The organism is Luoshenia tenuis (assembly GCF_014384745.1).
Classification (GTDB): domain Bacteria; phylum Bacillota; class Clostridia; order Christensenellales.
On the sequence record NZ_JACRSO010000001.1, the window covers coordinates 917,382 to 942,349 of the forward strand.

Annotated in this window: 24 protein-coding genes; 4 read left to right on the forward strand and 20 right to left on the reverse strand. The window is 57.5% G+C overall.

Annotated elements, in window-relative coordinates:
• Nucleotides 1–11: 11 nt before the first annotated feature.
• The 3 genes from H8699_RS04345 to H8699_RS04355 all read right to left on the reverse strand — a co-directional run bounded on the left by H8699_RS04345 (nt 12) and on the right by H8699_RS04355 (nt 1,971).
• On the reverse strand, nt 12–740 hold the full coding sequence (locus H8699_RS04345; protein WP_249284644.1) for a 2-phosphosulfolactate phosphatase: 729 nt from the start codon (nt 738–740) through the stop codon (nt 12–14).
• 122 nt (nt 741–862) lie between these two features.
• On the reverse strand, nt 863–1,396 hold the full coding sequence (locus H8699_RS04350) for a spore maturation protein (RefSeq protein ID WP_249284645.1): 534 nt from the start codon (nt 1,394–1,396) through the stop codon (nt 863–865).
• A gap of 2 nt (nt 1,397–1,398) precedes the next feature.
• Nucleotides 1,399–1,971, reverse strand: coding sequence for a nucleoside recognition protein (locus tag H8699_RS04355; protein ID WP_249284646.1), 573 nt, complete (start codon nt 1,969–1,971; stop codon nt 1,399–1,401).
• A 151-nt stretch (nt 1,972–2,122) separates the two neighbouring features.
• Here H8699_RS04355 and H8699_RS04360 point away from each other — a divergent pair, with 151 nt between their 5' ends.
• Complete coding sequence (locus H8699_RS04360) at nt 2,123–2,629, forward strand: ATP-binding cassette domain-containing protein (protein ID WP_249284647.1); 507 nt, start codon at nt 2,123–2,125, stop codon at nt 2,627–2,629.
• A gap of 61 nt (nt 2,630–2,690) precedes the next feature.
• On the opposite strand, the gene H8699_RS04365 is transcribed toward H8699_RS04360, so the two are convergent.
• From H8699_RS04365 to H8699_RS04445, 17 genes are all read right to left on the reverse strand, one after another.
• Nucleotides 2,691–4,295 carry a CTP synthase gene (locus tag H8699_RS04365; protein ID WP_249284648.1) on the reverse strand — a complete coding sequence of 535 codons (1,605 nt, stop codon included), beginning with the start codon at nt 4,293–4,295 and terminating at the stop codon, nt 2,691–2,693.
• A 78-nt stretch (nt 4,296–4,373) separates the two neighbouring features.
• Nucleotides 4,374–5,033 (reverse strand): MBL fold metallo-hydrolase, encoded by a 660-nt coding sequence (locus H8699_RS04370; protein ID WP_249284649.1) that lies wholly within the window; start codon nt 5,031–5,033, stop codon nt 4,374–4,376.
• Nucleotides 5,030–5,665 carry a hypothetical protein gene (locus H8699_RS04375; protein ID WP_249284650.1) on the reverse strand — a complete coding sequence of 212 codons (636 nt, stop codon included), beginning with the start codon at nt 5,663–5,665 and terminating at the stop codon, nt 5,030–5,032. The genes H8699_RS04370 and H8699_RS04375 overlap by 4 nt, the downstream gene beginning before the upstream one ends.
• Entirely contained in the window at nt 5,656–6,105 is a 450-nt protein-coding gene (locus tag H8699_RS04380; protein ID WP_249284651.1) for a DUF1934 domain-containing protein, read from the reverse strand. The genes H8699_RS04375 and H8699_RS04380 overlap by 10 nt, the downstream gene beginning before the upstream one ends.
• Before the next feature lie 125 nt (nt 6,106–6,230).
• The gene (gene ypeB / locus H8699_RS04385) at nt 6,231–7,658 is read right to left on the reverse strand and encodes a germination protein YpeB (protein ID WP_249284652.1); all 1,428 of its coding nucleotides are present in this window, start codon (nt 7,656–7,658) and stop codon (nt 6,231–6,233) included.
• A gap of 16 nt (nt 7,659–7,674) precedes the next feature.
• A complete protein-coding gene (gene sleB / locus H8699_RS04390) occupies nt 7,675–8,361 on the reverse strand; it encodes a spore cortex-lytic enzyme (RefSeq protein ID WP_407943994.1) in 687 nt (228 codons plus the stop codon).
• Between the two features lie 57 nt (nt 8,362–8,418).
• On the reverse strand, nt 8,419–9,003 hold the full coding sequence (spoIIR, locus tag H8699_RS04395) for a stage II sporulation protein R (protein WP_171025980.1): 585 nt from the start codon (nt 9,001–9,003) through the stop codon (nt 8,419–8,421).
• A gap of 157 nt (nt 9,004–9,160) precedes the next feature.
• Nucleotides 9,161–10,027 carry a 4-(cytidine 5'-diphospho)-2-C-methyl-D-erythritol kinase gene (gene ispE / locus H8699_RS04400; protein WP_249284654.1) on the reverse strand — a complete coding sequence of 289 codons (867 nt, stop codon included), beginning with the start codon at nt 10,025–10,027 and terminating at the stop codon, nt 9,161–9,163.
• Nucleotides 10,028–10,141: 114 nt separating this feature from the next.
• Nucleotides 10,142–11,728 (reverse strand): SPOCS domain-containing protein, encoded by a 1,587-nt coding sequence (locus H8699_RS04405; RefSeq protein ID WP_249284655.1) that lies wholly within the window; start codon nt 11,726–11,728, stop codon nt 10,142–10,144.
• Nucleotides 11,729–12,111: 383 nt separating this feature from the next.
• Nucleotides 12,112–12,897, reverse strand: coding sequence for a sporulation transcription factor Spo0A (gene spo0A / locus H8699_RS04410; protein ID WP_138296520.1), 786 nt, complete (start codon nt 12,895–12,897; stop codon nt 12,112–12,114).
• Nucleotides 12,898–13,292: 395 nt separating this feature from the next.
• The gene (gene glpK, locus H8699_RS04415) at nt 13,293–14,786 is read right to left on the reverse strand and encodes a glycerol kinase GlpK (RefSeq protein WP_147517502.1); all 1,494 of its coding nucleotides are present in this window, start codon (nt 14,784–14,786) and stop codon (nt 13,293–13,295) included.
• Nucleotides 14,787–15,205: 419 nt separating this feature from the next.
• Complete coding sequence (locus tag H8699_RS04420; protein WP_138296522.1) at nt 15,206–15,538, reverse strand: MGMT family protein; 333 nt, start codon at nt 15,536–15,538, stop codon at nt 15,206–15,208.
• Nucleotides 15,539–15,614: 76 nt separating this feature from the next.
• On the reverse strand, nt 15,615–17,117 hold the full coding sequence (locus H8699_RS04425; RefSeq protein WP_249284656.1) for a DUF4340 domain-containing protein: 1,503 nt from the start codon (nt 17,115–17,117) through the stop codon (nt 15,615–15,617).
• Nucleotides 17,117–18,595 carry a GldG family protein gene (locus tag H8699_RS04430; RefSeq protein ID WP_138296524.1) on the reverse strand — a complete coding sequence of 493 codons (1,479 nt, stop codon included), beginning with the start codon at nt 18,593–18,595 and terminating at the stop codon, nt 17,117–17,119. The genes H8699_RS04425 and H8699_RS04430 overlap by 1 nt, the downstream gene beginning before the upstream one ends.
• Nucleotides 18,596–18,611: 16 nt before the next feature.
• On the reverse strand, nt 18,612–19,322 hold the full coding sequence (locus H8699_RS04435; RefSeq protein WP_138296525.1) for an ABC transporter permease: 711 nt from the start codon (nt 19,320–19,322) through the stop codon (nt 18,612–18,614).
• Between the two features lies 1 nt (nt 19,323).
• The gene (locus H8699_RS04440) at nt 19,324–20,271 is read right to left on the reverse strand and encodes an ABC transporter ATP-binding protein (protein ID WP_138296526.1); all 948 of its coding nucleotides are present in this window, start codon (nt 20,269–20,271) and stop codon (nt 19,324–19,326) included.
• Between the two features lie 226 nt (nt 20,272–20,497).
• On the reverse strand, nt 20,498–21,565 hold the full coding sequence (locus H8699_RS04445) for a hypothetical protein (RefSeq protein ID WP_249284657.1): 1,068 nt from the start codon (nt 21,563–21,565) through the stop codon (nt 20,498–20,500).
• Between the two features lie 111 nt (nt 21,566–21,676).
• On the opposite strand from H8699_RS04445, the gene H8699_RS04450 reads away from it, so the two are divergent.
• From H8699_RS04450 to H8699_RS04460, 3 genes are all read left to right on the forward strand, one after another.
• The gene (locus tag H8699_RS04450; protein WP_249284658.1) at nt 21,677–22,615 is read left to right on the forward strand and encodes an RluA family pseudouridine synthase; all 939 of its coding nucleotides are present in this window, start codon (nt 21,677–21,679) and stop codon (nt 22,613–22,615) included.
• A gap of 146 nt (nt 22,616–22,761) precedes the next feature.
• Nucleotides 22,762–23,622: a ketose-bisphosphate aldolase gene (locus tag H8699_RS04455; protein WP_249284659.1), complete on the forward strand. Its 861-nt coding sequence runs from the start codon at nt 22,762–22,764 to the stop codon at nt 23,620–23,622.
• Nucleotides 23,623–23,636: 14 nt separating this feature from the next.
• Nucleotides 23,637–24,968, forward strand: a complete 1,332-nt coding sequence (locus H8699_RS04460) for an ADP-dependent glucokinase/phosphofructokinase (RefSeq protein ID WP_249284660.1) — start codon at nt 23,637–23,639, stop codon at nt 24,966–24,968.

Below are 24,968 nucleotides of genomic sequence, written 5' to 3' on the forward strand. Positions count from 1 at the left end.
TATTATATACCTTATTTCGCTTCTGTCAAGGTGGTGATGGCCCCATCCTGCCACAGGGGCAGGGTCTGCACCACATCCTGCGCATAGCAATAATCAAGGTCCGCCGCGAAGCCCGCGGCGATCACCCGGCCCACGTGCAGGCATTGCGCCAGCGCACCCTTGATATCGTCCTTCCCCAGGCGGTAGAGCGCCAGCGCATGGTTTGCCAGATCGTCCAGCTCAAAATCGCCCAATGCACACAGCCGGTGTACCAATGCCCCGGCGCAGAGCACATCGTCCATGGAGTACTTATCGTTGGTGCCCGCGCACAAAATCGCCACATCCAGCCCGGATGCGGCCGCCGCCCGGCAGGCCGCCAAGGCATTGCGAAAACAGGCCAGCCCAACCGTTTTACCCCCCTGCACTGCCCGCAGGATCGCGCGGGTGCCGTTGGAGGTGGTCATGATCAGTTCCTTACCCGCCACGGCCTGAGGCGTATATTCAGACGGGGAATTGCTCAGGTCAAACCCCTCGATCTTCACCGCCTTGCGCTCCCCACACAGCAGCGCGCCGGGATGGCGCTCCCGCTTTGCAAAGGCCTGCTCCACCGTTTCCACCGGGTAGACCCGCGCCGCGCCGTTGTCCAGCGCCGTCACCATCACGCTGGTCGCCCGCAATACGTCGATCACCAACACAAAATGATCGCGCAGCCGCTCCGGCCGCGCCTCATCGATTATCGAAAACACCGCGCACTTTGGCATATTGATCCCTTCCTTCAAAGGGGATTATACCATAACCGTGGGCCTTTGTGCGCGCAGGCAGAGCAATATAGCGAAAATGGGCGAAGGCTTATGATGCGCATCACCTTCAGTTATATCAGATCTTATCCGCCCCACATCAGGTTGCAGATGCCGATGGCCGCCACCGTGCCCGCCAGCATGGCCAGCAGCGCCGCTGGGATGGTATAACGGGTCTTTTGCACCCCCACCACGCCGAAATACAGCGCTACGGTATAAAACACCGTTTCCGTAGAGCCCATCATCACCGAGGCCATCCGGCCGATCATGGAGTCCGGCCCGTACGCGGTAAACAGTTCCGAGATCACGCCCAGCGCCGCAGAGCCCGATAGCGGGCGGATCAGCGTCAGTCCCAGCAGTTCTTTGGGCATGCCGATGGCGGCCAGCGGAGCAGCCAGCGCGTTCTCCAGCGCACCCAGCGCGCCGCTGGCCCGCAGCATCGCCACCGCTACCAGCATGGCCGTCAAAAAGGGGAGCACCCGCAGCGCCGTGCCCAGACCCTGGCGCGCGCCCTGCACAAACACGTCGTACCCCTGTACGCCGCGCAGCGCGGCAAACAGCACGATCAGCGCGATGATGACCGGGATGACCAGATCGCCCGCGGATTGTAAAAGCTGCATGATCAAAACCACCTTTGCATCAGCTTAGCCGCCAAAATCCCTACCGCCGTGGAAACAGTGGTGGCCAGCAGCGCCGGCAATACAATCTCCGCCGGGTTGGCCGAGCCCGCGCTCTGACGCAGGGCGATCAGGCTGGTGGGCACCAGCTGGATGGAAGAGGCGTTGATCACCAACAGCATACACATAGCGTTGGTCGCCCTTTTCTTAAGCGGGCTGCAGGCCTCCAGCTCCCGCATGGCCTCAAGGCCCAAGGGCGTCGCCGCGTTCCCCAGGCCCAGCATATTGGCCGTCAGGTTCATGGAGATGGCCTCCCGGCTTTTGGCGCTTCGCGCCTCGGGAAACAGCCAGGCGATGGGCTTTTTCAGCAGCCTGCCCAGCCCCTTTTGCAGCCCCGCCGCATCGGCCACCCGCATCAGTCCCAGCCACAGGGCATATCCGCCGGCCAGGCCGATCGAGAGGGTCACGGCCTGGCTGGCCGCATCCATGGCGGCCTGCCCTACGGCGGGCAATGTGCCGTTTACCGCGCCCGCCACCAGCGCGCACAGCACCATCCCGATCCAGAGATAATTGACCATTTCGCCCTCCCCCTCCATGCGCTTTTCTACTCTATACGCTATGCAAAACCATATATACTTAGACCTTTTATAATCCACACGGCATTGAAGAGGACCGGCGCATATGGTACACTAAAGCTCCCTAAAAATCTTATGAATAGAGGATATTGCCATGAAGATCGCGGTCATGGGTTACAGCGGCGCCGGAAAATCCACCCTGGCCAAAGCCCTGTCCGGTCACTACCAGTGCCCTCTGCTCTATCTGGATACGGTCAATTTTGAACCGGGATGGGTGGAGCGAGACCCTGAAAAGGGACGGGAGATAGTGACGCGCTTTATGCAAAACAGCAGCTGGGTGATCGACGGTAACTATGCGCGCTTTTATCAGCCTCAGCGTTTACAGCAGGCCGACTGTATCATTTGGATGAATTATGCCCGGGTCCGGTGTTTCTTTCGCGCGCTTAAGCGCTATTACCGCCATAAGGGCCGCGCACGGGAGAGCTGCGCCCCCGGATGTGTAGAAAAGTTTGATTGGGCCTTTGCCTGGTGGATCCTGTGGGCAGGGCGCACTCGTGAAAAACGCGCTCACTACCGGCAGATCGTAGAGCAATACGCCCCCAAGGTCGTGATCCTCAAAAACGACCGGCAGGTAGCGCGCTTTTTAAAAAATCTGCCCTAGTCCATGCAAAAAGCCCTGCCTTGGAATCTTCCAAAGCAGGGCTTTTATTTTGAATATTAATTTACGCCTTTTTTGCCTTAGCGGCCTCTACGAAGCCGGCAAACAGGGGATGCGCCCGGTTGGGGCGGCTTTTAAACTCCGGCTGGAACAGCACGCCGATGTAGAAGGGATGCCCCTCCAGCTCCATGGCCTCGACCATGCAGGTCTTGGGCTCGATCCCCACCGGGATAAAGCCGGCCTTATTGAACTCCTCACAGTAAGCGGTATTGATCTCGTAGCGGTTGCGGTGCCGCTCGCTGATCTTATCGGTGCCATACAGTTTGGCGATCTGCGTACCCGACGCCAGCCGGCACTCATACGCGCCCAAGCGCATGGAATCGGCCAGGCCGGCCTCGTCCACCGCGCCCTCGGGCGAGTAGACCACCGGGTGGGCCGTATTCTCGTCAAACTCCGTGCTGTTCGCCCCTTCCAGGAAGAGCACATTGCGCGCAAACTCGATGGCCGCCGCCTGCAGCCCCATGCCGATGCCAAAGTACGGAATCCCGTTGACCCGGGCATAGTGCGCCGCCTGGATCATCCCTTCCGAGCCGCGCTCGCCAAAGGCGGCGGGCACGATGATGCCCTGCAGGCCCTTAAGCTGCGCACTGACGTTTTCCCCCGTCAGCTCGCCCGAATCGATCCATTTGATATCCACCGCCACATCTTTGGCAATGCCCGCATGGGTCAGCGCCTCGGCCACGGAAAGGTAGGCGTCGTGCAGATCCACGTATTTGCCCACCAGGCCGATGGTCACCTTCTCCTTCAGCGCCAGGAAGCGGTCCACCATGGCGTACCAGTCGTCCATATCCGCCGGCGCATCCGGGAGACCCAGCATCTTGCACACCAGGCTGTCCAAACCCTCCTCCTGCATCAGGCGGGGCACTTGATAAAGCGTGGCCGCGTCGATATTCTGCACCACCGCGCCGGGCTTAACGTTACAGAACAGCGCCAACTTATCTTTCACGCTCTGGGAGATCGCATACTCCGTGCGGCAAACCAGAATATCCGGCTGGATGCCGATGGAGCGCAGCTCTTTAACCGAGTGCTGCGTGGGTTTGGTCTTGATCTCGCCGGCCATCTTCAGGTACGGCAGCAGCGTTACGTGGATGTAGAGCACGTTTTCCTGCCCCACTTCCCACTTCATCTGCCGGATGGCCTCTAAAAAGGGCAGGCCTTCGATATCGCCCACGGTGCCGCCGATCTCGGTGATCACCACGTCCATATCCTTTTCCTTGCCCACGCGCATGATAATATCCTTGATCTCATTGGTGATATGAGGGATAACCTGCACCGTGCCGCCCATAAAATCGCCCTGGCGCTCGCGGTTGAGCACCTGCCAGTAGACTTTACCGCTGGTCACGCTGGAAGAGCGCGTCAGGCTCTCGTCCGTAAAACGCTCGTAATGGCCCAGATCCAGGTCCGTTTCGGCACCGTCATCGGTCACGAAAACCTCGCCATGCTGCAACGGGCTCATTTTTCCAGGGTCCACATTGATGTAAGGATCCAACTTTTGATTCGCTACCTTCAGTCCCCTGCTCTTGAGCAGCCGCCCCAACGCCGCTGCCGTAATGCCCTTGCCCAATGACGAAACCACGCCACCGGTGACAAATATATATTTGGTACTCATGCCCAAACGGCCTCCCTCTCCATACACATATTCTTGTCTATTTTAGCTTTTGCCGGCCGCGTCTGTCAAGGCATCCTGTCAAGCTCTGTCGAAAAATTTGGAGGCCGGCTGCAAAAGATAGACGCCCGGGGCCGTTTCGCCGCCCAGCACCAGCTGGCTGCACTCCAGTTCCACCGCCCCGCCGATCTCGGCGATAAACCGCTGCGGCCCGGCAATGGGCAGGCTGGTAAATTCCGTCGCGTAATGCATGGGGATCACGATTTCCGGCGATAGCGCCCTGACCTGGCGTGCCATAAGCTCCGGCTCCAGGGTAAAATACCCGCCTACCGGCGCCAGCAGCGCGTCCACCTGGCCGATGGCCGCAAGGGTTTCCTCGTCCAGTTCATGCCCCAGATCGCCCAGGTGGCAAAGGCGCACCCCGTCGGCCTGGTAGATAAAGATCAGGTTGGGCCCGCGCTTTTGCCCCTGCACCTCGTCGTGCCAGCAGGGGATGGCCGTCACCGCCACGTCCTTTACCGTATACCGCCCCGCCTTGTCGATCAGCTCGTAGGGCTTGGCTAGCCACTCCACCGCATTATGGTCGTGGTGCCCGTGGCTGGCCGTCACGCAGTCCGCCGCCACGCTGCCCGCCTTGGGGACGGGATAGCCCACCGACGCGTCGTACGGATCCATTAAGATCCGAGTACCTGCCTTGGTATGCATCATAAAACACGCATGTCCAATATAGTTGATCTTCACTTTTCCTTCCCCCCATCTTTTTCTTGTGCTATCGCCAGCGCCAGCGCTTTTGCCGCCAGCGCAAAGGTGATCGGGTCCTGCCCGCCCCCCGCGGCGTCTACCAACGCCGTCCGGGCAAGGGGTTCGGTCAGGCGCATCATCCGCTGCAGCCACGCCCACCCCTTTCCCTTGGCCAGGGCTTGCGGCAGTTGCAGGGCATGCCACAGGCAGTCAGGCTCATTTTCTCCACTTTTCCCCATAGCTGCCTGCGCCAGCCGCCTTAGCCGCCGCGCCCGGCAAACCTGCCAAAAACACGGGTCCTCCAGCGGTACGGGCCGATCCGGCGCCTCCGGCCAGGCCGAAAACGCCTCCCGGGCCAGCTGGGCCAGCCATTGGGCGCCTACTTCAAAGTTGAGATAACCGTTTTGCGCGCTGCACTGCCACCCCTGCGGGAGGACTATCCGCCGCGCGACCTCCTGGGCAAATCCCTGCGCCTGCTCGCTTCGCGCACCTGCCTGTTGCAGCCCGTAGGCACAGGAATAACCCCGCAACCCTAAAGGGCCCGGGGTCAAAAGCGGCTTGCGGTCCGGCAGCGCCTCTTGCAGCGCTTTGGCAAGTAAAGCCCGCTCCCGCCCCGCCACGTCTAAGAGCATGGCGCCTGCCCCCGGGGCGAAAAGGATACCTTCAGGCGGTTTAGGCTGATGATCTGCTGCTCCATATCCATTTGATAGAGCAGCTCCACCTCGCCGCAATCCTGCTCCACCCGGCTTTTTACTTGCAGCGGCAGCATGCCCATCTCGATGGGCCCCAGCGGCGTTTCGTGCATGCTGACGAACTTTTTCCCCTCTTCAAAGACCATCACGCCTTCGGCCGCGCCCTTTTTGGAGAGGCGCACCTGACTGGCGTTAAAGATCATTTTCATCTGCGAACTGATTACCGGCTGCCCTTCTTGCGCGTCATTCTCCTCATATTCCAGCTGATGGATGCCCTCTTCGCAGCTATAGGTCCCCAGCGTCGTCAGCTCCAGCACCTGCTCCTGTCCGCCCGGCTCCGTCTGCGTGCCCACGATCTTGATCAGCACCGGCCTTTGCATCCCATCGCCTCCTTTTACATATCGCTATAGGTTATTATACCATTATCCGTGCAAAAAAGCAGTGCATCCATCTGCTGCACAGCAAAAAGGGACGGCCTGAAACCGTCCCCGCGTTTTGCTCATCCTTAGAGCACCATCTGTCCATCTTCAGAATCCAAGATCAGAAAACTGTTTTCGTCCTCGCCCGTTTGGGCGTTGATATAGACGATAAACTCGTTGCCGCTGGCCCGGCCGCCGATCTCCCAGCAAAGCTGCTCGCTTCCATCGTCTAAGGGGATCAGCGCTAGGCGCGTGGTCTCTACCGTGAGGAAGGACGCCACCTTATCCTGGGCCTCCTCCTGCGCGATCTCGGGCGCGGGCAGCTCGCGTTCCACATGCTCGGTCCAGTAGTTCTGCGCCTCTAACCCCAGCACTCGCCCATCGTTACAGCAGACCTGCACCTTCACCAGATCCGGGTACAGGGTCACGCCGTCCTGCTGGGCCGCACAGTTGACCACCACCATGCCGTTATAAACCTGGATATAGGTGGCCTGCATATCGCCAAAGCCCTTCTCCTCCAAAAACTGCACGGCCGCCGCCTTGCAGCGCTCGGTATCCACGGTTGGGTCCTCCTGGGGTGTAGGCGTGGTATTCATCAGCAAGGGCTTACCCCCCATTTTGGTGATGGCGATATGCCCGCTGCGCTCGTCTTCCAGCTGAAAATCAAAGCCATAATAGGGGATGCGCCCATCCGAGTCCACCGTTAAGGTCAGCTCGCCCGCCCCCAAATAAGTTACGAACTCCGCTGCGATGTCCGCTGCTTCCTCCTGGCTTACGCCCGTTTCCCCCAGTCCCTTGGGTTCGCGGTTCTGGCGCGAATCGCTAAAGGGGCCATCGTAGATCAGGGCGGGGTATTCCGTGGCCTCGTTTTGCAGCTGGCTAAAGCCATCCACTACCGCGCCGTATTCCTCCTGCCCGTCCAGCGTGGGGGCAAAGGCCACTTCGCTCCAGCGCACCTGTTCCTGTTGCAGCGATTTCTGCAGCGCCAGCAGCTGGCCGTTCATGCCGTTGCACTGCTCCCAAAGGGTGCGCAGCTGGTCGCGCTCCTCCTGGGTGAGGGCTTGTCCATCCGCCGCCTTGCGGCTGAGCATCTGGCAGTAATCCCCCAGTTGGTTGACAAAGCTGCTCACCTCTTCCATCGGCCCCAGGTTGGCGGGCAGCTGGCCCAGGTTCTCCTCCGAGATATTGGCCTGCCGGTAGATATCCGCAAGCGTAGTGGTGGCGCTTTGGGGCGTGATGGCTACCGTGGCCTTGGCCAGCTTTACCTCCAGGTTGCCCATGGCGTCGATCAGGTCAATAAAGGATTTACTGTAGATATCCTCCATGCGCGCCTGGTAGCGGGCGTGGGCGCGGTTCTCCGTCACAGCCCATAGCCCCAGGGCAAACACCGCTACCAACAGTACCAGACTGGTCACCGCGGTCCAGTGCCATTTGGGCCAGCGCATCCGCCGGCGGGGCGGCTCGTCGGGCAAGCTGCCCTTGAGGTTGATCTCCTGGTTGGTCTTTTCGTCCAAGTTTGGTGCCTCCCTTCTAAATTGCAAACAGGTGGTTGCCGATCTGGCCGGTCACCGGTCTTGTATAGATCCACTGGCTGGTCGCCTTGGCGGGGTTATAGTAGTAGAGCGCGCCGTTGGAAGGGTCCCAGCCGTTGAGCGCATCCCGCGCGGCGCGCAGCGCTTCGGCATCCGGGGTCAAATTGATCTGCCCATCCGCTACGGCGGTAAAGGCCAGCGGCTGGTAGATCACCCCCGAGATGGTGTTGGGGAAGCTGGGAGATTTGACCCGGTTGAGAATGACCGCCGCCACCGCCACCTTGCCCACGTACGGCTCGCCCCGTGCCTCGCCATAGACCGCCCGGGCCAGCAATTGGATATCGTTTTCGTTGGCGTTCACGCTGATGCTCCCACCCGTGGACCCGCCGCCCGTCGTGGTTCCGCCACCGCCGCTGGTTCCGCCGTCCAGGTTCATCCCCAGCGCCTGTGCCGTTTGCGTGCCGACGATGCCGTCCGCCGTCAACCCGTTCTTCTTTTGAAAGGCGATAACGGCGCGCTGCGTGCCGGAGCCGAAGATGCCGTCTACCGCCCCATCGTAATATCCCCATCGCTGCAATTTGGTTTGCAGCTGGATGACCGCATCCCCCCGGCTGCCCACGCGCAAGGCCGCCGCCTGGGCGACAATGCTGCTGCACAGGCAAACGACCAGCACGATCGCCAGCATCGCGGGCAGGTTCTTGTGGTACCATTTGTGCATATGCTTCACTCCTTCTTTGTTAGATCAGGATTCCGTATAGCCAGGCCATTTCCATTCCCGCAGCCAATCGGCAATATGGCTTTTAAGGGTGACCGGCGGCGCCTGTTCAGTCAATTCCAAGGTCTGATTCTCCTCCTGTTGCTGCGCATCTACAAAGCACAGCGGCGGAAACATTACGCACCACCAGTTGTGGCCGCCGCCCGTGCCCAGGTACAGGGTCAACGCCCGGTAATCCCCTGCCGGGTAAATAATTTCGCCATACCGCCGCTCGGGGAAGGTCTGCACGGCGATCTCCGCGTGCGCCCCGTAATCAAAACCTGCCGCGCGCAGGGTCTCCTGCGCCGTCTGCTCGATCTGGGGCAGCTGCGCCTGCAGCACCGCCTCGGCTTGATCGGCGTCCTGTACCTGGGCCAGCAGATGCGAAAACTCCGACGTCAGGCGGTCTCGCACCTGCAGCTTGATCCGCTGGTCTTCCACGCTGTCGCTATTGGCCCGAATGTGCAGGCGCAATACGCCCGGTACAAGTTCAGGCGTGCCGCGCATCGCCGTAAATCCACAGCAGATCATGACCATCGCCACCAGGCCTACCGTCATCCATCGTTTCAACATATTGTCCACTCCCTTCCCTTGCCGACAGGGATAGTATGGACAAAGCGGGCCGCCCCTAAACCTGTCTATAGGAAATTTATGGTGCAAAAAACCCGGTATGCAAAACATACCGGGTCGATTTTAGCTTTACAGCCTTGATTCTTGAGTGCTAAGCCCTCTATAACCAGGCGATACTGGCGCGCGCGCTCCGCGTACGGATGCAGATGGGATAGCGGCCCGACAGGGCCGCGTGCGCGGCGTCCAGCCCCGCCTCATCGGCAAACAGGCCCAATACCGCCGAGCCGCTGCCGCTCATCACACTGCCCAGCGCCCCCGCGCTTTGAAGCGCCTCGCAGGCCGCCTCCACCTCCGGGCAGAGGGCGCCCGCCGCCTTTTGTAGGCTGTTTCCCATCAGATGCGCCACCTTGCCCCTTTCTCCCTGTGTCAAAGCGCGCGTGATCCCGTCCATATCCGGGTGATACGGAAACGCCGTTTGATCCCACGCGCGGAAGACCTCCGCTGTAGGCAGCCCCTGGCGCGGTTTAACGATCAGGATCGGCCAGTCCTCCGGCGTGCAGAGCCGCTCCAGCCGCTCGCCAAATCCGCGCGCCCGCGCCAGTCCGCCGCGGATCATAAACGGAACATCGGCCCCCAACTGTGCCGCTAGCCGCTCCAGCGCCTCATCTTCTACTTCCAGCTCCCACAATTTGCGCAGGCCCACCATCACCGCTGCTGCGTCCCCGCTTCCGCCCCCCAGGCCCGCCTGAGCCGGCACAGCCTTATGCAGCGTGATCGCCACGCCGTCTTCGCGCGAAAAGGTCCTTTGCATCAGCTCTGCGGCGCGCCAGGCCAGGTTGCGGGCGTCCTGTGGAATGCCGGGCAGGTCGCACGCCAAGCTTATCCCCGCCGGTTTGCGCTCCAATTCCACCTCATCGCCAAAGTCTACGGATTGTAAAAGCAGGTCTACCTCGTGGTAGCCGTCCTCTCGCAGGGCACATACGTCCAGCGCCCAATTAATCTTTGCCCGGGCCTTTAAGCGCAGCATCGCCAGCTCCTCCTTGCATCGGGTTTTGTCCCCATTATATCCAGCCGGGCGGTAAAAATCAAACAGGCCCGCACCCATTCATGGGGCGGGCCTGTTGCGTACTTTCGGGCGCCTCTAGCGGGCCGCATCGCTGGCCGTAGGCGCCGCCGGTTCGAACTGGCGATAGAGCAGCACCCTGTCGCCGGGCTGCAGGTTCTCCGGGTCCAGCTGCGGGTTGAGCTTGAGCACGCTTTGCAAACTGACGCCGTAGCGCCTGGCGATGCTCCACAGCGTATCGCCCGTGCGGACAAACGCCACCACGATGCCGCTGCCCTGCTGGCTGCTTGGCCCCTGATGGACGATATTGTCCACAGCCCCCACCTGCGTCTCCGGATACGAGGCCACGGTAAAGCGCAGGGTAAACCGGCCTTCCATCTCCGTAGGCGAAAGCACGGTCCCAAACGATTGATCTACCGCTGCCGAAACGTCAACCTCGCCTTCCAGCCGCTCGGGCAATGTCAGCTCAATAGAAAACGGCGTTTCGGAGTTGAACCCTTCAATGCCGCCCTCTTCCTGGTCGCTCTCATACAGCACCCCGCATGTCAAGATGCCCTGCACCTCCAGCCCCTGGTCGGTCACCGCCCAATCCGTAATACAAGGGGTAGCCTGCAAAAAGCTGATGCGGCCGATATTGGGCATCCCCTCGGGCAGCGGCAGACTCTCTTTGAGCAGTTGAGTCGCCTGCTGTTCCACCGCCGGACGAGACAGGGTGATCTGCTGCTCGGACACTTCCAGCTCCTGATTGGGCGCATAGGCATCCTGCAGCACTTCCAGATCCTGCGTGGCCCAGACGTTGGTGCGCATCTGCAACAGGCACTCGACCTGCAGCACGCGCATCTCTCCATCCTCGTCGAACTGCGCGGTCACTTTTAGGTCCTGCACGTCGGCACGTCCCTCGGTCTGCAGGCCCATAAAGCTGTCCGGCAGCGCCAGGTCGTATTCAAAGGGCAGCGTCATCGCGGCCTCCTGCAAGGGCTCTGCCGGGTCCTGGCAGCGGTACAGCAAGGAAAGCTGCACATCTCCGCGCATCCGCACGGCCCCCGCCATCGCGGTGATTTCCGTCACGCTGGCATCCCCCCAGGATTTCAGCAGCTTGCCGATAGGCAGGTTGCGGCTGGGCAGCGTCACCTCATCCCGCAGCGTCGTGGTCTCGTTCGCGGTCCCCAAAATCCACCCTGGCGTCAACTGCTCCTGCTTGACCTCCAGCCCAGGCAGCCCCTCTACCGCGGAGACCACAGCGTAGGTCTGCTGGGTTTGCGGCTGGCAGTTTAGCTCTGCAATCGCGCGCACGCGGATAACGGTTCCATCCACCACTTCGCTTTGCACGTCCTGTACGCTGCCGCTGACCAAGACCTGTCCGCCGGCCTTAAGCCCCGCAAGCTCTACGCTGTGGGTGAAGCCGCAAGCCGCCTCCAGGCCCTCCACCTGGCCGCTCTGTTCGCCCACATAAAGCAGCGAGAAGACCACGCTTCCCTCCATATTCACCTTGTCCTGCAGTGCCTCCACACCGCCTACCACCAGGCGCCCCGAAATGCATAGCATCCTGGCGATGGCTTCCGCGCCCCCTTCTAGTGCAATTTCCCCCTCCACCAGCGCTTGAGAGTTCACAGCCTCTCCCAACCGGTTAGCGCGGATATTTACCTTTTTCAGCTCCAATGCCATAAACATTTCCTCCCATCTGTACCCCGTCAATGCGGCTGGTACAGTCTATGGGTTCTAAGGGACGGATATGCTTCAAACTTAAAATTGTGTAGAATCTGTGGATAACTTAAGATAACCATGGGGGTTTATCTCAAAAACCCGCACACAATTATCCACATTATCCACAGCTTATCCCCAACCCCTTGAAAACATGCGCTTTTCCGGCTGTTGATATCCTTCCCTAGAAATCCACAGTTCTGTGTCATTCTATGCAAAAGCACAGCTATACTAAACCAGGTCAAGCGCATTTTTTATAAATAATTTGCCAGCCGGCTTTCCGCCCTCAAAAAAAGCTGTACATCCCCTGCACCGGGATGTACAGCCCTTTTATCGGCATAAATGCATCAGCTTGCCGCCAGTTCAAGAATGATCTTATCCGCGATCAGCGCAATAAATTCTCCGTTGGTGGGTTTATCGTTTTCAGAATAGATGTTGTAGCCAAAAACCTGGTTGATGTTCTCGATCTTGCCGCGACTCCACGCCACCTCAATCGCATGGCGGATCGCGCGCTCTACCTTGCTGGCTGAAGTATCAAAATGTTGTGCGATCCTCGGGTACAGTTCTTTGGTAATGCGATTGATCATGTCCGGTTCCTCTACTACAAGGCGAATTGCCTCGCGCAGATAATGGAAACCTTTGATATGCGCCGGGATGCCAACAATCAGAAAAATGCTGCTGATCTGCTCATCCAGCGATTTCTCGCGGACGGCCGGCGCCGCAAGCGTATTTGCCACCGGCGTATGGGTCGGGAACAGGTTGAGCATTTCGCTGATGCGCTCTTCCACCAGCGACATTTCCACGGGCTTGATCATAAAGTACTTCGCGCCCAACTCGATGGTCTGGCGGATGATGTTCTCAATCCCCATCGAAGAGATCATAATAACGTTGGGCATCTTGCCATAGCCGCCAGCCCGCAGTTTTTTGAGCACTTCTATCCCATCCAGTTTCGACAGGACAACGTCAAGGATCACCACATCCGGCTGATACTCCTCGATCATTCCCAACGCCGATAGTCCGTCCGCCGCTTCACCGCACAGTTCGTAACCCTCTAAATCGCCGAAATAGTCCACGAACATCCCGCGGATCACCGCATCATCGTCCACTACAAGTAGTTTGACTGGATCAGCCATTTCAAAGTATCCCCCTCTTAAGAACTTCTTCGTTTGTAAATGAAAACTTTATTGCTTTTGACACAAATCTAGAATTGCTCTTCAGTCGCAAAAACACATTGCTTTTCCGGAAATAACCTGCTTTATTCGACCACATGTGAATTATATCACACTATATTGGGCAGTACAATGGCCGTATTTTGTCGACTTCTCTGTTTTTTTGCCATAAATTTACGATTGTATCTATATTTTTTTACAACTCAGATGTAAAATCAGCAAAATAACTGAGCTGCCGCTGCACTTGTCGAAACGGGTAGTTACCGGCCGCCGCCAACTATATAGAATTTAACTGCAAAATTGATAATAAAGAGGAGATGGCTCCCGCCACATTCTGCGGGCCGCCATCTCCATTATTTCTACTGTTCAGCCCATCCCAGCGATCGTTTAACCGCACGCTGCCACAGGCGATACTTGCCTTCCCGTTCCTGCTCTGGCATTTGGGGGTCAAAATGCGCGCTGATCGCATAGCGCGCCTTCAGCTCTTCACGGTCCTTCCATACGCCGGCAGCCAATCCGGCCAGACAGGCCGCGCCCAGCGCCGTGGTCTCGATAATCTTCGGCCGCTCTACCGTAACGTTTAGAATGTCTGATTGGAACTGCATCAAAAAGCCATTGGCACTTGCGCCGCCATCCACCCGCAGGGTGTTCAGCTTGATGCCAGAATCAGCCTCCATAGCCGTAAGCACATCCCTTGTCTGATAGGCGATCGCTTCCAACGCCGCGCGCACGATATGTGCGCGTCCAGCTCCGCGGGTCAACCCCACAATGATGCCCCGGCTGTACATATCCCAATGGGGTGCGCCCAGGCCCGTAAAGGCCGGCACCAACACCACGCCATCCGTATCCGGCACCGAGCGGGCCACCTCCTCGGAATCCGAGGATTTTTCGATCAGCCCCATCTCGTCGCGCAGCCACTGTACCGTAGCGCCGCCCATAAAGATACTGCCCTCCAGGGCGTACTCCACCTGTCCCCCAATGCCCCAGGCGATGGTGGTCAACAGGTTGTTTTTGCTGTTTACCGGCTCGGTACCCGTGTTCATCAGCAGGAAACAGCCCGTGCCGTAGGTATTTTTAGCCATACCCGGTTCAAAACAGGTCTGCCCGAACAAGGCGGCATGCTGGTCGCCCGCAACGCCAAATATCGGCACCTCGCCACCCAGAATACTGGTATTCATCACCCCAAACAGGCCGCTGGAGGGCAACACCTCCGGCATCAATTCGATGGGGATATCAAATGCGCGCAGCAATTCTTCATCCCAGCAGAGATCGTGAATATTATAGAGCATCGTACGCGAGGCATTAGAATAATCCGTTACATGCGCACGGCTGCCGGTCAGGTTCCAGATCAGCCAGGTATCCACCGTGCCGAACATCAGCTCGCCCCGGGCTGCCCGTTCGCGGGATCCCGGCACATGGTCCAGAATCCATTTGATCTTGGTCCCAGAGAAATATGGGTCTAAAATCAAGCCCGTCTTTTCCTTGATGGTGCCGGCCATGCCGTCCTTTTCCAGCTTTTCGATCTCAGAAGCCGTCCTGCGGCACTGCCACACGATGGCGTTATAAATCGGCTCGCCGGTCTTTTTGTCCCAAATAATGGTCGTTTCGCGTTGGTTCGTGATCCCTACCCCGGAGAGGTTAGAGGCATTGAGCCCTGCGCGCACCATGACCTCCCGCAGCACCTCCACCTGGGTGTTGAGGATATCCATCGGATCGTGCTCAATCCAGCCGGGCTGCGGGTAGATCTGCTCAAACTCGCGGTTGGATACCGCGACAATCTGCCCCAGCTCGTCGAATACAATCGCCCGGGAACTGGTCGTCCCCTGGTCTAACGCCACAATATATTTCCCCATCGTGCTCCCCCTTCGCTGCATATGCTAATTATTATAAATCGTTAATATACTTATTGTACTATCTAAAAACCATGCTGTAAAGATACGGACACTTCTATTTAAATGCGCATATATTGGTAATTGAATAAAACTGCAAGGAGGGCCTTTATAATGATTCGCAATGCTGATCGGTCGCCGATTCCTTTTACGCCTTTTTTCACGCCGGGCGATACGCCCACCTATCTATCCCTGCGGGACCGCATCGCGGCAACAAGCGCCGCGGACCCCGCTCCAAAGACTGCTGAACAAACGCAGGATGCGCCACAAAACGAAATGCCTACACTAGAGCCTCAATACATAACGCCCGCGCCTCAGGTCGCATCCCAAGTCAGGGCCTATAGCGCCTATAAAGCCGTCCTGGCGCGGCACGATGTAGCCCGTCACTCCGCCGGCACCGAATAGATTTTACCATCCCATCGGCTGATTGCAAGGTCTACGTGGCCGTTTGCCAAAAAAACAACGCCTTCATCTTCCAACATTTTTTGCTGCAGCCCCTGTCCGCCAAACGCATCACCTGGCGCCATGGAGCCGTCCGCGCGTATCACCCGGTGACAGGGCAGGCCTGCCGGCGCATGCCGCATCGCCTGGCCTACCAGCCGCGCGGCGCGCGGATGGCCGCAAAGCAGTGCCAGCTGCCCATAGGTCGCCACTTTGCCGCGCGGTATCGCCGCGCACAGGGCGTAAATACGCCCGTATAGACCCGGATCAGGCACGTTTTTTCACTCCTTTTTGTCATTATAGCACAAAGGGCCTGCCGCAGTTGCGGCAGGCCCTTAGCTTTTACAGCGCTTACTTGTCGTATTCGCCGTTCATCAGCTTATCGTATTCTTCAAACAGTTGCTGTACGCGCCATTTCTCAATGTACAGCCCGGTATCCGCGCCATTCTTGCGGACGGCATAATCCTTCACGCCGTAAGGAATATACTCAATGGTCTCTACGTGGCCATCATTGATGGTGAACTTGAACGTGATCTCGGCGTCGCCTTCCACCACGGCGCCCTCCTCCAGCTTACCATCTACCGATACGCCTACCAGCGTTTGGTAGAAGCTGCGGAACCCGGCCTCCTGCAGGTCTTTCCCATCGGACTTGGCATTTTCATGCAGGATCTCCTTGCCCTTGCCATCCAGCTTGGGTTCACCGTTCTCGTCCATCTCTTTCTCGTGGTCCATCGTGATCTCAAAGCTGCGATCCGCCGAAGTCGCCTCAATCTTATCCACAACGTTGATGTTATAAATCTGCGTGAACCGTGCGATCAGCTGGAACGGATCCAGATCGTTCAGCGTCGTCAGCGAGCTTTCCAGCATGGCGTATACCGCTGGGTCACCAGGCGCCTGCACGTATACGTTGCCATTGCCATCGCTAGAGCCGATATTCAACTCAAATACCTGCCCGTCAGAATCTTCCATATACAGGTTCATCTGCGGATCGTCCAACCCATATTGAGTCAGGTCCTCCGGCTTATTATCGATCAGGTACAGCGGCGCCAGCATGGTCAGGTTCGAGAAAAACTGGTTGCCCTGGTAGGAATCCAGCGAGGCATAGTATGGCTCGCTCATCACCCAGTTGGAGTAACCCAGCATCTCATCATCGCCCAAATCGATGATCAGGTTATCGCCATCCTTACGGGTCACGTGGAACTTGAGCAGCTGCTCGACGTTCACGTAGTTGCTGGGGATATCCCAGTAATCCTCCAGCTTGTCAGAAAACAGGCTGGCCGTGGCATTATCCACCAGAAAAATAGCGTTGCGTCCCTCGCGCATCATGTACATAGAGGCGCTATCTGGCGAAGCGTTGCCCACCTCGCAGGTGATCGTGCTGCCATCATTTTTAGTGATCAACACAGAGGCGGAAGGGTTGTTAAAGCCAAATTCAGCCATCCGGTCCTCAGAGGGGTTCTCCTCTACTACCTCAGTACCCATCAGGATCAGCGTGGTAGAAACAAAACTTTGGATACTGCTGGAGTTAAGCTTACCATCCTCCGCACCCTTTATCGTCCAAGTACGGTTGCCCTCGTCATCCTTTTGGGCATAAAACTCCAAAGAGCCGTTGGCACTGGTGGTCTTGATACTGGCAATGTCCTCTTCCTTTTCTGCCACCAGCGTCAATTTTGCCATATCGCTGATCTGCTGCTCGGTCAGCTGGTCGCTTTGCCCGCTATTATCCTGGGTCAAAAGCACTACAGCCACCGTCGCCCCCGCCAAGAGCACCAGTACAACCAGCATGATGATCAGGTTGCGGGTCTTTTTGGTCATCGGTTTTTTCTCTTTTTTCACGGTTGTCTCTTGCGCCATTACAGGTGCCTCCTTCTGAGATAAACCGTCAGGCCGATCACCAGCAGGATCACTGGCAGGGTGATAATGCTAACCGCCATCAGCGTGTACAACTGCGCCTGTGTCGTAATATTCAGCGTGCTGCTTCCCAGCGACTTGGAGGAGATCGTAATATCGCTGCCCTTTTCCGTCTGCATCCAGCTCAGCGAGTTGAGCACCAGATCCTGGTTGCCGAACATCGACAGGAAATCGCCGGACTGCACGAAGGACGAGGATGCAAACCCTACGAAGTAAGCGCTGTTATCGTCGTTCATGGCGTCTACGCGCTTGGAGGTGACACCCAGATTGAACGGGCCAGACGGGTCGCCTTCCTCCCGGGTAGTCGTCATATTTTCATTGGCAACGTCAGTCTTGGCGTATGAATTCGCAGAGCTGGTCAGGAATACCTCCGTCTCGATATCCGTACGCTCGATATCCGACAGGGTGATACTGCCGCTTACCGGAAGGATCGCCGGACGGCCATCGCGCGAGAGCTTGTTGGTGATCTCATGCGTCCCATAGGTCGGCACCAGATAGAAAGGACTGTTATAATACGCGCCGGTATCTTCTTCGCCCACCAGGTCATTATTAAAGGTCACATCAAACATCGCGGCGATGGAGTCAAACCGCTCCAGCGAAGCCGCATCGATCACCGTATCCCGGAACATGATGACGCGCCCGCCCTCATTTACGATGAACTTCTCGATCTTCAGCCGCTCATCCTCGCTCAGGTCGATCTGCGGGGAAACGATCATCAGCGTATCGCCTTTTTTCAGCTCCACATCGCTTTCCGCCAGGTTCAGCTCTTCCACCTGATAGTTATTATCCTCCAGGCTGGTGCGCAGCGTAGTCAGATTGGAAAGCTTGGGTTCCTGATGACCCTGTAGCAGATAGATCATCGGGGTATCCTCATTGGTGATGTACACCAGCGCCGAGATGATGCGCTGCTCGACCTGAAGGCCGGAGGTCTTTTGCTGATAGGTCTGATAGTCGATCGTAGTCTCGTACAGATCATCCTGCGAATACACCTTAAAGCGCGTCTTCTCAGGATTGGTGACGATCAAAGAGCCACGAGCGATAGAAGTCGCCTTATCGGAGTTAAACTGCTCCGCAAACGAGGGGTTCTTGATCGGGTCCACGTTCTGGATACTGATCCGGCTGGAAGCAGCCTGGATCTTTTGCAGCGCATTTTCGATCGTAGTATCTCCGTTGCCCGCCTCAAAGGTGGTATAGATTACGATATCCTGATCCAGGTTATTGATGTATTCCTGCGCATCGGCGGACAGGCTGAACAGCTGATTTCGCGTCATATCCAGCGTCAGGCCGTACTTGTCGCTGAGCGTGCCCACCAATACGTTGATGACGATTACGATCGCAATGACCACCGCGGTAATAATGGCGGCATAGGAACCGTATTTAAGCCGCGTTTTATTGAACTTATGCTTTTCGTTTTTAGCCATTTTCTCCGCCCCCTTCCTAGCTCTGGCTCCATCTTCTCTTCTCGAGTACGCGGACGGTCAAGAAGACGAAGATTGCGCTGAAGCTGATATAATATATAGTAGAAGAAAGCGAAACCACGCCGTAAATATAATCCGTCAACCGGGAACCGATGGAGAACCAGCTCAGGATGTTGACCAGCCAGTCCACCTGGATGCTGGGCGTGACTACATCCAGCAGATAAAACACCAGCAGCAGCGCAAAGGTGGAGGCCGCCGCGCTGACCTGGTTTTCGGATAGAGCGGACATGAACAGGCCCACCGAGATAAACGAGCATCCCATCAGGAAAAAGCCGATGTATCCGGCAGCGATCTCGCTGGCGGAAGGATCGCCCAGTGCGCTTAGGATAATGGGGAAAATAAAGGTCAATACGATGGTGAGCAAGAACATGCACACCGCCGCCAGATATTTACCCACCACCACCGAAGAGATCGGAAGCGGGGAGGTGAGCAGCAGCTGGTCCGTTTTGCTTTTTTTCTCCTCAGAAAGCAGCCGCATGGTCAAAAGCGGAACGACGAACAGGAAAATCAGGCTGATACTGCTGAGTACCGAGTTAAACTGTGAACTGAGCGAAGCTAAGTTGGTGAGTGCGAAAAACAGGCCCACCACCAGCAGGAAAAAGCCCATAAACACATAGCCGATGGGCGAAAGCAGATATGCCTTCAGCTCTCTTTTTAATACCGCTAGCATTTTAGTTGGCCCCCTTGTCTTCGTTAGTCAGCTGCAAGAAGATATCTTCCAGCGTCATATCCATCGGGCGCATGGTCAGAATCGGCGTATTCATACGCGCCATGGTATTAAACACCATCTTGCGTACATCCGTATCCTTATCGGCCTCCAGGATGAAATCATGTGTGCCCGGCTCCATGGAGCCGACCATCTCAACATAGCGCACGCCAGTAATATCATATAGCGCTTTGCGCACCTCTTTTTCAGCCCCCAGTACGCGCAGCGAAAGCCGGGAGGACTCGCTGATGCCCCGGGTCAGGTTCGCCAGAGTGTCCTGCGCTACGATCTCGCCTTTATTGATGATGACCAGCCGTTCGCACACATCCGCCACTTCAGGGAGGATGTGCGAGGAAAGGATGACCGTATGCTTTTCACCCAGGTTTTTGATCAGCTTGCGGATCTCGATGATCTGCTTGGGGTCAAGGCCAACGGTAGGTTCGTCAAAAATCAGCACCTCCGGGTTGCCCACCAGCGCCTGCGCCAGGCCCACGCGCTGTTTATACCCTTTAGAGAGGTTCTTGATCAGGCGCTTGCGCATATCGCTGATCTTCACCAACTCGCAGATCTCTGCCATATGTGCCTTGCGCTTGCTGCGCTCCACACTTTTGATCTCGCACACAAAGCCTAGATACTCGTCTACCGTCATATCCATATACAGCGGCGGCTGCTCGGGCAGGTAGCCAATATGGCGCTTGGCTTCCTGCGGCTCTTTAAGCACGTCGTGCCCGTCGATGGAAACCGAACCTTCGGTAGCTGAAATATAACCGGTGATAATGTTCATAGTGGTAGACTTGCCCGCGCCATTGCGGCCCAGAAAGCCCAGGATCTCTCCCTTTTCCACTGTGAAGCTTGCGTCTTTTACGGCGTATTTCTCCCCGTAACGCTTAGACAAATGATCAATCTGGATCATGTCCTGCCCCCCTTAATGAGTTTCGCCTCTGATTATAGCATGGATAGGGCCTAAATGTGTAAATAATTTGTGAACAATCCCCCCCAACGGCGGTTTTGTAAAACCCTTCAAACCCGCATCACCAAAGGATTTGAAGCTTGTTACATCTTGATAACGCAATGTGCGGAGCTCTGCATTTTACAAAGCTCCGCACCAGGATGGCATTATATACTTTTACCGTCAATTACTAACTTCTCGGTTTCTGGACCAGCACCCAGCAGCCCGAGGCCCCATCTCTCGTAGGCGCCCAAAAGGCCTGTTCCCATCCGATGGGCGGTTTATCCGAGGGCGCCCCCTCCAGCAGCCAGCAGCGTGCCCCGTCATCCGCTTTCTTGCCCCGCCAGGCCCGTAGCCCCGCCGAGGGCTTCAGCGGTTGGAAACGCCATTCCCCATCAGGCAGCTGGATATCCGGCATGTCGTCATACCCCTCCTGCCCGGCGGGTTCCTCTTGTAAAGGTACATCGAGCCGCTGGGGCTCCGCCTCTAGGGCGGCTGTGTCTTCCTCACTTTCTGCCCGCTGGGGCGTTTCATCCTGCGTACCCGGTTCCGCTTCGGGCTGCGCCTTTAGTGCTTCTGGTTCTGTTTTCGCTTCAAAGGTCTCCTGCACAGGCTCTTCCTCATCCTGCACAGCCGCCACCTCCGCTTTCTCCGGCGCCGTAGGCTGCGCATCGCCGGCCGCTATCTCCTCCTGAGGCTCAGCCGCTTCCACATTCTCTTCGGGAAAGGGCTGGTCTTGCGGCTCTTCAACCTCAGGCTCCGGCTTCTCTGAGGCATCCACGGCTTTTATGGCCGCCGCCTTTTCCGCGCGCACAGGCGCCGCCACGCGCGGAGCCATCCCCTTTGCGCGCAGCGCTTCCATCACCAGGGCGTCTAGCCCACCTGCCACGCCATTGCGGGTGGTGCCGGCCACTACAGTCTCAGGCATCCGGGCCTCACTAGGCGACAGGCAAACTACGCTGCACCCGCCAAAAGGCTGGTGTACCGCTTTTTCCAGCACCGTATCCAGGCCATACTCCCCACGCGCATCCCGGTGAAGCTGCCCCAGTACCACCGGGGCCTCTTTATCATTTGCAAAACAGAGCACGCCATAGTACTGTCCCCGATCCTGCGCCAAATGCCGGATCACGCAATTACAATGCCATTGGTCCTTGCGATTCTTCACCAACCGGCAATAGCCGATGGGGGCGCGGTTGTCGCTTCCAAAGCCCTGCACCTGCTCATGCATTACAATAAGCTGGTTATAAACATGCTGCATTCTGCTCCCTCCCTCTTGTAGGGAATTATATGCGCCGCCTGCTTAAAAAAGTCGAAAAAATTGCAAGGCGTGGTATAATAGCCTCATAAAAAATCGAGTTGGAGGGACGCCATGCAGTCTTTTACCGTATCGCCTAAAGAGGATGGCCAAAAACTGGACCGCGTGATTCTGCACGCCTTTCCCGGGCTTTCCTATTCAAAGCTGCGTGCGGCCCTGCGCAAAAAAGACGTGCGGATCGACGGCCAGCGGGTCAAAGCGGTGGCGCCCGTTCACGCGGGGCAGACCATCGCCGTGTATCTTCCAGATGCGGAGCTGGCGCCCCGCCCACGCGCCGATATTCTTTTTGAGGACGAAGCCGTCCTCCTGGCCCATAAACCCCAGGGGCTGCCCGTGCAAAGCGATAGGCCAGGCGAGGATTCGCTGGAGGCGCGGCTGCGCAATCCGGCGGAAGCTTTATTTCCCGCTGCCTGCCACCGGCTGGATGTGCAGACAGCCGGCCTTGTGCTCTTTGCCAAGAACCCTCAAAGCCATGCCGCCGCATTGGAAGCCTTCCGCGGCCAAAAGATCGGGAAGCATTACCAGTGTTTTACCACCCGCCCGCCGCAGGCCCCGCGGGGCGAACTGCGCCATTACCTCTATAAAGATGCCGCCGGTGCCCATGTACGGGTAGCCCAGCATCCCGGCCCCAACACGCGCCAGGCGATCTTACAGTATGAGACCCTGTCTTGCGGCGATAGCGGCGCGCTGTTGCACGTACAGCTGCACACCGGCCGTACCCATCAGATCCGCGTACAGCTGGCGCAGATTGGCTGCCCGCTTCTGGGCGACGACCGATATGGCGACAGGGCCCGTAACGGCGCGCTGCACCTGCGCACACAGGCGCTTTGGGCGTGCGCGCTCCATTTTGCTCCGGCGCTGCCCGCCCCGTTACAGGCGCTGTCCGGCCGCTGGTTCTATGCGCCGCAAAAGCTGTGGCGCTATCCGCCGGTAGAGGGGCTGCGCATGTGCCCACCTGAAGAACTAAAAGACCTGATCTCCACCCCGAATTGATCGGCCATCTCCAGCATCTCATCCGCCGCAAGGATATACCGCTGTAAACAGCAAAATCCTCCTTGACATTAAGAAATATAATTTTATAATTAAAGATGATTTCCCGTAATTATGAAATTATATTTTAACTTTGGGAGGATTTTTCTATGTTAATGACCATGAAGGATCTGTTGCAGGTAGCCAACACGCACAATTTTGCCGTTCCAGCCTTCAATATCAGCAGTTATGCCATGTTAAACGGCATCATGGCCGTCAGCAGCGAGCAGCGGGCTCCCGTGATCATCGCCATCCATCCAGACGAACTGCGGCATATCGGCACTGATATGCTGGAATCCATCGTGGCCAAGGCGTACAAAGCAGATATTCCCGTGGCGATCCATCTAGATCACGGCGCGTCTTTTGAACAGGTCGCCGTTGCCGTGCAAAGCGGCTTTACTTCCGTGATGATCGACGGCTCTTCGCTGCCCTTTGAACAGAATATCGCGCTTTGCCAAAAGGTGGTAGCGCTGGCGCATGCGGCAAATGTATCGGTAGAAGGAGAGCTGGGCACCATCGGCTCCACCGATCCGCAGGCAGAGGCCGGGGCCGATCAGATCATTTATACCGATCCGGATGACGCCGCGCGTTTTGTAGCGGAGAGCGGGGTAGACTGCCTGGCCATCGCCATCGGCACCTCCCACGGCCTGTATCCCGCGGGTATGACGCCCAAGCTGCGGCTGGACCTGCTCGGCCAGATCAAAGCCAAGGTCTCCATCCCACTGGTATTGCACGGCGGCTCGAACAATCCAGACGAGGAGATCGCCGGCGCCGTGGCTGGCGGCGTCAACAAGATCAACATTTCCAGCGACATCAAGGCCGCTTATTACCGCGCCATGCGCGAAGTCCTAAAGGATAATGGCCTGCGCGAGCCGAATATGATCGAGCCGCCCTGTATCGAGAAGATGAACGAGGTCGCCCGTCAAAAGATCGCCTTATTCCAGGCGAACGGAAAGGCCGGGCTGTATTAAAGATAAGGCAGGATATGAAGATGTGCAAGCACGCCTTGTTCGATGAGAAGTATCGGGCCGCCTACGCGCGTATGGCCACAGATATTGCCGCGCGCATATCCGCGGGCCGGTATGCGGCCATGGGTTACACCACCAATTACGATTTGATCTGTACCCTTGAAGCGGATGCGTTGAATGCTTTTGTCCACAAGGCCGCGCCGGAACTGACGCGTGCATCCTTACGCCCTGTGGAGCAGATCGAAACGCCGCAGGATCTGGCATGTACCCTGGCCTACCACTGCCTGACGGGGCTGGGCGGAGAAATGGATATCGCGCAATTACAGGAGCTGCGCCAGGATTTTTGCTGGCGCGCCGCCATCGGCGGCACCGCGCCGCAGGCCGCAATGGCGCTGGCCGCCGTGGGGTGCCCCTCTGCGATCCATATGACGGATCATTCCCCGGAGGTGCGCGGGATACTATCTTCGCCCTACATCCATACGGTAGACGGGGATGGCCATCTTGTTCCCGTCAGCAGTATTCCTGCTGGAACGATCCGGGAGATCCATTGGATCTTCCAGTTCCAAAAAGGCGGGCAGCTCGCCTTGGCAGATGGCGCTTACGAAATTTCCGCCTCCAACCGCATCATCCTGACGCAGTCGGAGATCAACCGTCAGGTTCCGCTGCAAGCGCCCTATCTTCATTATGTCGAAACGCATGCCAAAGCTTTTACCAGTAACGTGTTATCCAGCTTTAACGCCATGACCGATGAGGCCCTGCTTGGCCAACGGCTGGAGAGTATACTGCGCCACGTAGCGGCGTACCGGCAGGGCAACCCCTGCGGGATCGTATATTATGAAGATGCACACTATCACAGTGCCGGCGTGCGCGCCCTTTGCCTGCGCCAATTATTTCCGCTATCGGATATCGTAAGCATGAACGAGGAGGAGCTGGCCCAAACGCTGGCGGCTATCGGCTTTGTTTTAGATTTTGAGGATATCCACTCCTATGTAGCGGGCGCCTATTTGCTCAAAGAACGTTTTGGCGTGCGAAAAGGGCTCATCATACACACCAAAGATTTTGCGCTCTATGTTGGGGAACCCTTAAGGGCCAATATCGAAACGGGCCTGCTCTACGGCAACCTGATGGCTACGGCCAAAGCGTTAAACGGCGATTACGGCACGTACCCGCAATTGGCCGATGTGCTGACGCTGCCGCTTAGCGAAAAGGGCTTGCGCGCGCATGCCGCCCTTGCCGCCAAGGCAAAGGATATGGGCGCCGTTTTGGTTCCCTCGCGTTATATTGCCAGGCCCAAATATACCATCGGTTTGGGCGATTCCTTTATGGCTGGCGTTCAAATTTGCTTTTAA